Genomic DNA, 12,447 nt, shown 5'->3' with positions numbered 1-12,447 from the left:
AATCATGAAACGTCAAATCATTGACACAATATCTGCTTACGAAACAATCATTATCCATCGGCATGTACGACCAGATCCCGATGCATATGGATCTTCATTTGGGTTGAAAGAAATATTGAAGGCAAGTTATCCGGATAAAAATATTTACGTAACAGGTGAACATGAAGATACGTTAAGCTTCCTGGCTCACCCTGATCAAGTAAGTGACGCACAATTTGAAGGCGCACTAATTATCGTTACGGATACAGCCAATACAGAACGCATCGACGATCAACGATACAAATCAGGCGCATTTCTAATCAAGATTGACCATCATCCGAACGATGACGCTTACGGTGACTTATTATGGGTAAATACACAAGCTAGTTCTGCCAGTGAAATGATCTATGACTTATTCGAAGAAGGTCAGTCAAGTGCGAATTGGCAATTGTCTGACGATGGTGCTCGTGTTCTATTTGCAGGCATCGTCGGAGATACTGGACGATTTATGTTTTCAAGCACCAGTCAAAAGACTTTTGACACAGCTGGTGATTTAATTAAATACAATTTTGATCGTACCGAATTATTCAATGGAATGTACGAAGTAGAACGCAATTTATTGAATTTACAAGGACATATTTATCAACATTTCGTGATGAACGAAAATGGAGCCGCTTATGTTAAATTACCACTAGAAACGTTGAGAGAATTTGGAGTGACTGCAAGCGAAACGTCGTTATTGGTTGGCTCGCTTGGCAATGTAAAAGGAATCAAAGCTTGGATTATATTTATTGAAGAAGAAGATCAAATACGCGTTAGACTGCGTTCAAAAGGTCCAGTAATCAATGAACTAGCTAAACAGTATGGTGGCGGTGGGCATCCACTTGCTTCAGGAGCTTCCGTCTATAACTGGAAAGATGCGGATGAAGTTATCGCTAAACTAAACACATTATGTGAGTAAGAAAGAGGGGGAAGGAACAATGAATCCAGTGTATCCACAAGTAGGGACTTCAGCTGATTTACTAAATAGTACGATTCGCTTAGAAGCATTGATTCCTTTCCTTCAAGATCAACAGGCGTCTTCAGTAGCTCTTACAAATAGACGTTTATACGGTGTGTTGCCGTTTTATCAGGCTGTCAGGAAAGCGGGTTTGAATCCCGTCATTGGTTTAACTTGTCATATTGAACTATTGGACGAGACTCTCGTAGAGGTCCAGCTATATGCGAAAAACAACTTGGGGTACCAGAACTTATTGAAAATCAGTAGTGCACTGGAAGTGAAAGGGTTATCCGCTCTCCCAATCAAATGGTTACGTGCCTACAGAGAAGGTTGTCTGGTGGTTGTCCCACTAGCCAAACTCGAAACAAAGCAAACAATTGATTCGAGCTTGAATGCTTTAAAAGAAATTATGGGTTCTGGTTTGTTTGGTGGAATTGAACGAGCAGGCGGTTTAATTTCTGATAACGAAAGTGCCTTTGTTGCAAAATGTAGAGAAAGGCAAATTTCGTTAATGGCAACTCATCAGGCAAACTATGTATCTTCAAAAGATGCATTTGCTTATGAAGTGGCTCAAGCCATTGCAAACGGAGTAAAACTTAGCGATTCTAACCGGGTTAAACCTCAGCATGAGCATCACTATTTGCCTACTCGGGATCAATGGATTGAATGGTTTGCGGACCAGCCAGAGTGGTTGGAGGAAACATCAAGACTTCTTGAGCGTTGTCGTGTTGAACTTGTCACGGATCAATATCATATGCCGAAATTTCCAGTACCGGATAATGTTTCGGTGCAGGATGTTTTGCGAGAAAAGTGTATCTCCGGACTACAACAGCGTTTGTCATTAGTCAATGAACCGTATAAAAAAAGACTTGAGATGGAACTAAACGTGATTAATCAAATGGGTTATGCCGATTATTTTTTAATTGTGGCTGACTTTATGGAGTACGCGAAAAATAATCAAATTTTGACAGGTCCCGGCCGTGGCTCTTCTGCAAGCTCCCTTGTCGCGTATTCGTTATACATTACTCATGTCGATCCCTTGGAGTATGGTCTGTTATTCGAACGTTTCTTAAATCCGGAACGAATTACGATGCCCGATATTGATATTGATTTTGCTGACCATCGCCGTCAGGAAGTCATTCAGTATGTGGCAAAAAAATATGGCAGCACCCATGTAGCTCAAATAGTCACCTTTGGTACATTGACTGCAAAGGCAGCGGCCAGAGATGTAGCACGCGTCTTTGGGTTTGATAGTTCTGTTCTCGAGATGATATCCAAACAACTTCCGAATAAACCCGGCATTTCATTTGAAGAAGCAGTGAACAGCTCTGAGAATCTGAAAAAATGGATTGAGATGGATCATGCACATCAAAAGTGGTTCGCTACTGTTAAAGAGCTGGAAGGGTTGCCGAGAAATGCATCGACCCATGCAGCAGGCGTGGTCTTATCACCTGTTCCCCTAGTCGAGCTTCTGCCAATTGAAGAAGGACAGGACGGCATTTATTTAACCCAGTGGCCAATGAAAGAAGTGGAACAGAGCGGGTTACTGAAAATGGATTTTCTAGGATTAAGAAATTTGACCATTCTGGAAAGAATCCGCACAATGATTTGGTTCGATCAGAACAAGTGGCTCGATTTCGAAAAAATCCCCTTAAATCACGAAGGAACGTTTAAACTACTTCAAGCGGGGGATACAACCGGGGTTTTCCAATTGGAATCAGATGGAATGAGACAAGCTCTTCGTGATATACGACCCACTCATTTCCTGGATATTGTGGCAGTCAACGCTTTATACCGTCCCGGTCCGATGGATAATATTCCTACATATAAACGCAGGAAACATATGGAAGAGAAAACGACATATGTCCATCCCATGCTAGAGCCAATCTTAAAAGAAACTTACGGCGTTATTGTATACCAAGAACAAATCATGCAAATTTCTTCAAGAATGGCTGGTTTTACTTTTGGAGAATCGGATATTTTAAGACGTGCTGTTAGTAAGAAAAATCGACAAGTGCTAGATGAGCAGCGTCAGCATTTTGTAGAACGTGCACAGAGAAATCAATTTACCAAGCAAGAAGCAAACGAAGTATATGATCTAATTGTCAGATTTGCGGACTATGGTTTTCCGAAAAGTCATGCTGTAGCCTACAGTTTGATTTCCTATCAGATGGCTTATTTAAAAGTTCAATATCCGGCTTACTTCTACGCTTCATTATTGACGGCTGCCATGGGAAATCAAGAAAAAATCATGCGACTGATTCAGGAAGTCAAACAGCATAACATTCAACTCCTGCCACCATCCATACATAAAAGCGGACTGACGTTCCGGGTAGAAAATGGTGCAATCCGTTTTGGATTATCGGCAGTCAAAGGAGTTTCCAATGTTTTCTTAAAAGATTTATTGATAAAACGCAAAAACTCTCATCCACTTTGGCAGGATATTTTTGAACTGGCAGCCAGTTTATCGGCAGAACAATTCTCCCGGAAGCAAGTTGAACCGTTGATTAAAGCTGGTGCTCTTGATGATTTTGGTCAAGACCGTGCGACATTGCTTGCAACACTTGATGCAGCCGTACAATACGCAGAACTCGTCAGACCAAATTCAGAACAGGATTTATTTGACGGGGACATCACGACGTTCGGAAAGCCGAAGTACGTGAAAAACTCGGACATGCCTGACTTGCTGAAACTACAATTCGAACGTGAAACACTTGGATTATACATGTCCAACCACCCTGTTGAACGTTTGAAAAAAGAATTGCAACTGCAAGTTTCTTCAATTCAGGAAATCCGTTACGCACGTACAGGCCAATCCGTTGCCATTGTCGGAATGATTGAAGAGATTCGTAGAATTCGTACCAAAAAAGGTGAATCGATGGCATTCATTACCGTTCAAGATGAGACCTCTGATATTTCGTGTACCATATTCCCAAAAGACTATGCACATCATAATCTGGTCATTAAAGAACAGCATGTCATAAAAATCGAAGGCATGATAGAGTGGAGACAAGGTAAGCCACAAATCATTGTTAAAAATTTAAAAGAACTGTCTTAATGAAGACCCAACAATCCTTTGTTGGGTCTTTTTTGTCGATTAAACAGGTATTTTCCCGTATTTCTTCAAAGTGGATAGGTACTTACCGCAACTGCTGTTTTCCGTTTGTCTTTTTCGAATTTTCCATTGCAACTCGGCCAATTTTTTTGTATGATAGGTTCATTGAGTGGTCAGACCACTTTGAAAAATTTGGAAGGTCGAGGCGTGCTATGACAAATCAAACGACAAAAATGTATTTGCAAATTGTTCGTGAACTTCGACTTCTTATTCAATCCGAAAACATACGACCAGGAGGGAAACTTCCATCAGAACGTGAATTAGCGGAACGACTTCAAGTAGGGAGATCGACCGTTCGTGAAGCGCTGCGTAGTCTGGAACTTTTAGGTTTAATTGAAACTAAACGTGGAGAAGGAACGTTTCTCACAGATTTCCGCAAGCACAAATTAGTCGAAGTACTATCAACATTTATTCTACAAGATACGAAAACTATAGAAGATGTACATATCACACGTGAAATACATGAAAAAGAAGCCATTCGCATTGTGGCTGGATCAACGGTATTGAATCAACTACCGGTTTGGGCGAGTTTACTCAAGCAATTACAAGAAGATGGAAGCATTGTACGAGAAGATTTGATTCGAGAAATTTTGATATCAAGTAATAACCGTTTGTCCCTGAAAATGTGGTTTCTCTTAAAGCAATATGGAGAAGAACCATACCAAGGACACTCGGAAGATGAAGAAAACCATGCTATTCAACAATTATTGACAGCCATTATGGATGGAGATATTGAACAGGCGATTCGCTCATATTCTGCTTGGACTAAATGGTTAACACAAGGGAGAGAGACTACATGATACGAGAAATCTTTTCAAGAAATCGTAAAAACAAATACGCGACGATTCCATCAAATGCATCAAAAACAGATGTTCCAGAAGGCATTATGACAAAATGTCCGGAATGCAAACATATCGGTTTGACGAAAGACTTAATCAAAAACAAAAAAGTTTGTCCGGCTTGTGATCATCATTACAAAATGACGGCTTATGAACGTGTGTCTATTTTTATCGATGAGGACACATTTGTATCAATGGACGATCATTTAAGTACTGTCAATCCACTTAATTTTCCAGGATATACGGATAAAATTAAGTCAGATAGTGAGAAAACCGGCTTAAATGAAGCGGTCCTTACTGGGACTGGATTAGTAAATGGACGCAAAGTTGTGGTAGCTATTATGGATGCACATTTCCGAATGGGTTCGATGGGGTCAGTGGTTGGTGAAAAAATTACTCGCGCCGTTGAAGAAGCGACGAAGCAAGAAGTACCTTTCATTATTTTTACTGCCAGCGGTGGAGCACGCATGCAAGAAGGAGTGCTTTCACTAATGCAAATGGCGAAAACAAGCGTGGCACTAAATCGTCATAGTGAAAGAGGACAACTATTTATTTCAATTCTGACTCATCCAACTACAGGAGGGGTTTCAGCAAGTTTCGCTTCTATTGGTGATATCAATTTAGCTGAACCAAAAGCATTGATTGGCTTTGCAGGCCGTCGTGTTATTGAACAAACTGTACGGGAAAAACTACCAGAAAACTTCCAGACGGCCGAGTTCTTATTGGCACATGGACAGCTGGATGCAGTAGTCCACCGTTCTTCGATGAAAGAAACCGTATCCACACTTGTAAAGCTTCATGCGAAAGGAGGCAATTAATATGGTGAAAACTCTTCCTTTTGAAGAACCAGTTATTCAATTACGTGATAAAATCACTGAGTTAAAAGACTTCACTTCTAATGCTGACGTTGATTTATCCACTGAAATTCAACAATTAGAAGATCGTCTTCAAAAACTGGAGACAGATATTTATGACAATATGCAACCATGGGACCGCGTTCAGGTTGCTAGACATCCAGAACGCCCAACGACTCTTGATTATATTCGTGAAATTTTTACAGACTTCATTGAACTTCATGGTGACCGTTCGTATGGAGATGATGAAGCCATAGTCGGAGGTATCGCCGCATTCAATGGTTGTCCGATAACCGTAATCGGTCATCAACGAGGCAAAGATACGAAAGAAAATATTCGACGAAATTTTGGAATGCCTCATCCTGAAGGTTACCGCAAAGCATTGCGATTGATGAAACAAGCTGAAAAGTTCAATCGTCCGATTATCTGTTTTATTGATACAAAAGGAGCTTATCCTGGTAAAGCTGCGGAAGAACGTGGACAAAGCGAAGCGATTGCCCGAAACCTTGTTGAAATGGCTGGCCTCAAAGTTCCTGTAATCAGTGTGGTAATCGGTGAAGGGGGAAGTGGTGGCGCACTCGCACTAGGCGTTGCGAATCACGTTCATATGCTAGAAAACTCCACATACTCTGTTATTTCACCTGAAGGAGCAGCATCTATTTTATGGAAAGATTCATCACTCGCACAACAAGCTGCGGAAGCAATGAAAATCACCGCGCCTGACCTAAAACAAATGGGCATTGTCGATGAAATCATTCAAGAAGCCGTTGGCGGAGCTCATCGCGATACAAAGCAACAAGCCATCTATATGAAAGAAGCTTTGCAACGTTCAATCGATACACTCAGCAAACTGAGTAAAGAGGAATTAGTGAACAATCGCTATGAGAAGTTTAAATCCATTGGTGAATTTGCAGAATGAGGATGCGTATGACGCATCCTTGTTTTTTTTCACTGACAATAACTGTTCAAACATGGTAATGTGAATAGAGGGATTGGCAAAGGAGGAACATCCAATTGAAAAAAATAGGTGTTTTAACAAGTGGCGGAGATGCACCAGGCATGAATGCAGCTTTGCGTGCAGTTGTCAGAAAAGCGATTTATCATGATATGGAAGTAATGGGAATCTATAATGGTTACCAAGGTTTAATTGACGGAAAGATTGTTCCATTGGACTTGGGTTCAGTTGGGGATATTATTCAAAGAGGCGGCACTAAGTTACACTCTGCCCGATGCCTGGAGTTTAAGACCGAAGAAGGACAATTAAAAGCGATTGAACAAATGAAAAAACATGGTATTGAAGGACTAGTTGTCATTGGAGGCGATGGTTCTTATCGAGGTGCAATGGCTTTAACATCTAAAGGTTTTCCTTGTATCGGTGTGCCAGGCACCATTGATAATGACATTCCAGGTACTGATTTCACAATAGGTTTCGACACAGCGCTAAATACTGTCATAGAAGCAATAGATAAGATCCGTGATACGGCAACTTCTCATGAACGTACTTTCATCATTGAAGTAATGGGCAGAGATGCAGGCGATTTGGCTTTGTGGGCAGGTTTAGCAGGTGGTGCTGAAACAATCGTGATTCCTGAAGAACCATTTGATTTGGAAGATATTTTATCAAGACTTCGCAGTGGTCACGAACGTGGAAAAAAACATAGCATTATCATTGTCTCTGAAGGTGTTATGAATGCCAATCAATTTGCGGAACTATTAAAAGAGCATGCACAAATTGAAACACGTGTTTCAGTTCTCGGACATATTCAGCGAGGGGGCACTCCTACAGCAAGGGATCGTGTATTAGCGAGTCTATTTGGTGCAAGGGCTGTTGAAAAGTTAATGGAAGGTCAAGGTGGGCTTGCCATTGGCATGCGCAATCATCAAGTGGTAGACTATTCAATGACTGAGGCTTTCGATGGAAAGCATGAAGCGGATTTAACTCTGTATAAATTATCAAAAGAATTAGCCATTTAGTGTAATGGAGAGGATATAAAAATGAGAAAAACAAAAATTGTATGTACAATCGGTCCTGCCAGTGAATCACCAGAAATGCTGGAAAAATTAATCGAAGCAGGTATGAACGTCGCTCGCTTGAATTTTTCGCACGGAAATCATGAGGAACACGGAGAACGCATTAAACGTATTCGTGAAGCATCTAAAAAAACTGGGAAAATCGTCGGTATTCTTTTGGATACAAAAGGTCCAGAAATCCGCACTCACCAAATGGAAAACGATGCAATTGAATTGGAGTCAGGTCAAGCGTTAGCAATTTCAATGACAGAAGTTTTAGGGAACAAAGATATGTTTTCAATCACGTACGACCGTTTGATTGAAGATGTAAGAGAAGGCTCTATTATTTTATTGGATGATGGATTAATCGAACTTCGTGTATCTAGCGTAGATTTAACTGAAGGTTTAATTCATACCGTTGTTTATAATGCTGGCACGTTGAAAAACAAAAAAGGTGTAAACGTACCAGGTGTTTCCGTGCAACTGCCAGGAATTACGGACAAAGATGCACAGGATATTTTGTTTGGGATTGAACAGGACGTTGACTTTATTGCTGCTTCATTTGTACGTCGTGCAAAAGATGTTATGGAAATTCGTGAATTGCTCGAGAAAAATAATGGTGGACATATTCAAATCATCCCGAAAATTGAGAACCAGGAAGGTGTCGATAATATTGATGACATCCTGTTGGTATCAGATGGGTTGATGGTCGCTCGTGGAGATCTTGGCGTAGAAATTCCTGCCGAAGAAGTGCCATTGGTTCAAAAAAGCTTAATCGGTAAATGTAATGATGCAGGTAAACCTGTCATTACTGCAACACAGATGCTGGATTCTATGCAACGCAATCCTCGTCCAACACGTGCCGAAGCGAGTGATGTAGCCAACGCAATCTTTGATGGTACAGATGCAATTATGCTATCAGGTGAAACAGCAGCTGGAATGTACCCAGTAGAATCAGTAAAAACGATGGATAAAATTGCAATTCGCACGGAAGATGCATTGGATTATCGTGCAATTGTTTCTGCTAAGAGTAAAAGCAAAGAAGTAACGATGACAGATGCAATTGGTCAGGCTGTTGCTCATACCTCTATAAATTTGAAAGCTAAAGCGATTATCGCTCCTACTGAAAGTGGTCATACTGCGAAAATGATTTCAAAGTATCGTCAAGGTGCATCAATCATAGCTGTTACTTCAACTGAACGACCTTCACGTAAATTGACTCTCGTATGGGGTGTTTATCCGATTGTCGGTGAAAAAGTAGGGTCAACAGATGAAATTCTTGATCTTTCAGTTGAAGAAAGTTTAAAACATAATTACGTTAAACATGGTGATCTTGTCATTATTACGGCAGGTGTACCTGTTGGCGAAGCCGGTACAACTAACTTGATGAAAGTACACGTAATTGGCGATATCGTTGCAAAAGGACAAGGTATTGGGAAATCGGTTGCATTCGGACAGACTGTCGTGGCAAATAATGCTTATGACTTAGAGAATATTGATACAACTGATTCTATTATCGTTACCATCGGTTCTGACCGCGATATGATGCCGGCCATTCAAAAATGTGCAGGGCTTATTACGGAAGAAGGTGGCTTAACAAGTCATGCGGCTGTAGTGGGCTTGAGTCTTGGGATTCCAGTAATCGTTGGAGTTAAAGATGCTACTAAATTGATCGAAAGTGGTCAGGATGTCACGATGGATGCAGAATCTGGTGTTATCTATCATGGACATGCGAGCGTTCTGTAAGTGAACCTTTCATAAAAAAAGCCTCAACACTGGAGTGTTGGGGCCATTTTTTTCATATTGTATGTGTTGAAGATAGAAAAATAAAGGGGATGTTCGGAATGAAATGGCTGGCATTAATTTTTATCGTAGTTCCTGCAATGGAGATTGGGATATTGTTGTGGTCTGGTAAGACTTTTGGTTTGATTCCTACCATTATCATTATTCTTAGCACGGGTATACTCGGTGCTTTCCTGGCTAAAAAGCAAGGTTTGAAAGCGATACGGGATGTCCAAATTCAAATGAAGAATTTCCAAGCTCCCGGAGATGCCATGGTCAATGCTGTTTTTGTATTTGCGGGTGGACTTTTATTATTATCGCCAGGCTTTGTTACAGATTTGTTTGGATTTTTGTTTTTGTTTTCACCGACAAGACAATTATTTAAGCCCATCGTCTATAAATGGATTCGGTCCAAAATGAAAAAAGGGCAAATTATTGTGATGTAAACCAGTGATGTTTGCTGAAATGAACGGCTGCGAGAAGCAGAAAAGGACTTAGTAAAATGCCTGGAATGCCGAAAAGCAGTAAAGAACATGCACTGATGAAAAAAACATGGACAGCTCTTATGTGCATGGTGTTTGCCCACAAGTAAGACTCGAATAATTGACGTGTTAACAATATAAATGCATAGAGTAAGAGAATGATAATCCCGAGGGTCGTTTGCTTCGTTAATATGAAGAAAGCAGCCATCGGGATTAAAATTATGCCTGTCCCTAAAAATGGCATCAAATCAGCAAAAGATATCAAGAAGGCAAGTCCAATCGGAGACGAAAAATTCAGCACATAAAACCCGATCATTAATTGGACAAAGGTCATAAGGAATAACTTAATCTCCACGATCGTAAATTTCTCGAAAAGCTTGGTTGCTTTTAAAAATAATGGCTTGATGGTTTGTCTCGTCTTGGTGGGAATATAGATAAAGAACCAAGTTCTGGATTTCAATGATTCTTGCAAAGCAAAAAACAGCGCTACTAAAAATACAAAGGTTTCAACAAATTGGGCTGGAAGATGCTGAATAAATAATGAGATTTTTTTCAATAAGTTTTCACTGACCATCGATAGAGCTTCAATAACTGATTGCCAGTTTGTTTTATTGGCCGTCATTAAGACCTGAAGTTCTTCCAAGTGAAATCTAAAGGGATAGAGTATTTCAAGAAGCTCTCTCACCATCAACGTACAACCTACGATAATTGCTCCGAGTAAGGCGCTTTCGAATAACAAAACGGTAATCCATCTAGGTAACCGGGTAACTTTATGTATCCATTTCACTATTGGATGTAAAAAATATGCAAGTAATATGGCAATGGTAACAGGGTAAATCAGCCACGTAACGAGCAATATGAGTGCAACTGGCACCCACTTCTTCATAAATGCAACTATGTTTTCATACACCTTTTCACCTCCAAAACCTTTGTTTTAATATGTTTGATAGAATCTAAATCGTTTAGACAGAATATTTCTGCTTTGCGACAAGATATCATGAATTTTGCGAAAGTTTTCGAAAATCGAGCGTTTTCATTCACAAAGAAGTCAAAATTGATTATAATGGCAATGTAAGCGATTTAAATAAAAGGTTCATATTGAGCAGATGAGCCATCATTCTGCGTTTTTTTGTGTGGAACGATGAATTTCAAAAAGAAGAAGGAGCGATATACATGACATCTACAAAAGGTCTTGAAGGAGTAGTAGCTACTCAGTCGGCTATCAGTTCAATCATTGATGACACTCTTACATACGTTGGCTATGATATTGATGACTTGGCAGATCACGCAAGTTTTGAGGAAGTAATTTACTTACTTTGGCATCAACGCCTGCCAAAAGCAGATGAACTAGCAGAACTTAAACAACAATTAGCGGATAATATGGCTGTACCACAAGAGGTATTAAACCATTTCAAAACATACCCGATTGACCAAGTTCATCCAATGACAGCTCTTCGCACAGCTGTATCTATGCTTGGATTGTATGATGAAAAAGCAGAAGATATGTCTGAAGAGGCTAACTACTTGAAAGCTATTCAGCTTCAAGCTAAAATGTCAACTTTAGTAACAGCATTTGCTCGTGTTCGTAAAGGACAAGAACCAATCGCACCAAAGAGTGACCTAAGTTTTGCAGCTAATTTCTTGTACATGCTTAATGGCGAAGTGCCTGAAGCAATCGAAGAAGAAGCTTTCAACAAAGCATTAGTACTGCATGCTGACCACGAATTAAATGCTTCAACATTTACAGCTCGCGTTTGTGTAGCTACACTTTCAGACGTATATTCTGGTGTTGTTGCAGCGCTAGGTGCTCTTAAAGGACCTCTACACGGTGGAGCGAACGAGCAAGTAATGAAAATGTTGATGGAAATTGGTTCAGTTGATAATGTAGACTCATACATCAACGAGAAGCTTGCAAACAAAGAAAAAATCATGGGCTTCGGTCACCGCGTTTACCGCAAAGGTGATCCACGTGCGAAACACTTACGTGAAATGTCTCAAAAGTTAACGAAACTTCGTGGAGAAGAAAAATGGTACGAAATGTCAATTAAAATTGACGATATCGTAACAGGACAAAAAAATCTTCCACCAAATGTTGATTTCTATTCAGCGTCTGTTTATCATTCATTGAATATCGATCACGATTTATTTACACCAATCTTTGCAGTATCACGTGTATCTGGCTGGTTAGCTCACATCTTAGAACAATATTCTAATAACCGTCTAATCCGTCCACGTGCTGAATATACAGGACCTGGTATGCAAAAATATGTACCAGTGAATGAGCGTTAATTTCTAAAATTACACATATGTAGGGCTGTACTTTATATAAAGGTTGCGTTCAGGAAGTGCATTTTAGCTTCTTTGTGAATAACACTTTAAAAGTGCT

General features: G+C 40.1%; 10 protein-coding genes. 9 read left to right on the top strand and 1 reads right to left on the bottom strand.

Annotated features, from left to right (window positions below; all coding sequences use genetic code 11):
* The first annotated feature begins 4 nt into the window (after nucleotides 1-4).
* From M9R32_RS03580 to M9R32_RS03545, 8 genes are all read left to right on the top strand, one after another.
* Complete coding sequence (locus M9R32_RS03580) at nucleotides 5-940, top strand: DHH family phosphoesterase (RefSeq protein WP_269925378.1); 936 nt, start codon at nucleotides 5-7, stop codon at nucleotides 938-940.
* Nucleotides 941-959: 19 nt separating this feature from the next.
* Nucleotides 960-4,037: a DNA polymerase III subunit alpha gene (gene dnaE, locus M9R32_RS03575; RefSeq protein WP_269925377.1), complete on the top strand. Its 3,078-nt coding sequence runs from the start codon at nucleotides 960-962 to the stop codon at nucleotides 4,035-4,037.
* Between the two features lie 209 nt (nucleotides 4,038-4,246).
* Nucleotides 4,247-4,894, top strand: coding sequence for a FadR/GntR family transcriptional regulator (locus M9R32_RS03570; protein ID WP_269925376.1), 648 nt, complete (start codon nucleotides 4,247-4,249; stop codon nucleotides 4,892-4,894).
* Entirely contained in the window at nucleotides 4,891-5,751 is an 861-nt protein-coding gene (gene accD / locus M9R32_RS03565) for an acetyl-CoA carboxylase, carboxyltransferase subunit beta (RefSeq protein ID WP_269925375.1), read from the top strand. Before M9R32_RS03570 ends, accD begins: the two co-directional genes overlap by 4 nt.
* A 1-nt stretch (nucleotide 5,752) precedes the next feature.
* Nucleotides 5,753-6,706, top strand: coding sequence for an acetyl-CoA carboxylase carboxyl transferase subunit alpha (accA, locus tag M9R32_RS03560; RefSeq protein WP_269925374.1), 954 nt, complete (start codon nucleotides 5,753-5,755; stop codon nucleotides 6,704-6,706).
* A 95-nt stretch (nucleotides 6,707-6,801) separates the two neighbouring features.
* Nucleotides 6,802-7,761: a 6-phosphofructokinase gene (gene pfkA / locus M9R32_RS03555; protein ID WP_269925373.1), complete on the top strand. Its 960-nt coding sequence runs from the start codon at nucleotides 6,802-6,804 to the stop codon at nucleotides 7,759-7,761.
* 21 nt (nucleotides 7,762-7,782) lie between these two features.
* The gene (gene pyk, locus M9R32_RS03550) at nucleotides 7,783-9,543 is read left to right on the top strand and encodes a pyruvate kinase (protein ID WP_269925372.1); all 1,761 of its coding nucleotides are present in this window, start codon (nucleotides 7,783-7,785) and stop codon (nucleotides 9,541-9,543) included.
* 98 nt (nucleotides 9,544-9,641) lie between these two features.
* A complete protein-coding gene (locus M9R32_RS03545) occupies nucleotides 9,642-10,025 on the top strand; it encodes an FxsA family protein (RefSeq protein ID WP_269925371.1) in 384 nt (127 codons plus the stop codon).
* Here M9R32_RS03545 and M9R32_RS03540 read toward each other — a convergent pair.
* Nucleotides 10,012-10,971, bottom strand: coding sequence for an AI-2E family transporter (locus tag M9R32_RS03540; protein WP_269925370.1), 960 nt, complete (start codon nucleotides 10,969-10,971; stop codon nucleotides 10,012-10,014). The two genes, M9R32_RS03545 and M9R32_RS03540, sit on opposite strands and share 14 nt — an antisense overlap.
* 263 nt (nucleotides 10,972-11,234) lie before the next feature.
* Here M9R32_RS03540 and citZ point away from each other — a divergent pair, with 263 nt between their 5' ends.
* The gene (gene citZ, locus M9R32_RS03535) at nucleotides 11,235-12,350 is read left to right on the top strand and encodes a citrate synthase (protein ID WP_269925369.1); all 1,116 of its coding nucleotides are present in this window, start codon (nucleotides 11,235-11,237) and stop codon (nucleotides 12,348-12,350) included.
* Nucleotides 12,351-12,447: the final 97 nt, after the last annotated feature.

Source organism: Paenisporosarcina quisquiliarum (assembly GCF_027563315.1).
Taxonomy (GTDB): Bacteria; Bacillota; Bacilli; order Bacillales_A; family Planococcaceae; genus Paenisporosarcina; species Paenisporosarcina quisquiliarum.
The sequence above is the reverse complement of the archived record's forward strand: the minus strand, read 5'-3'. Positions and strand labels throughout refer to the sequence as shown.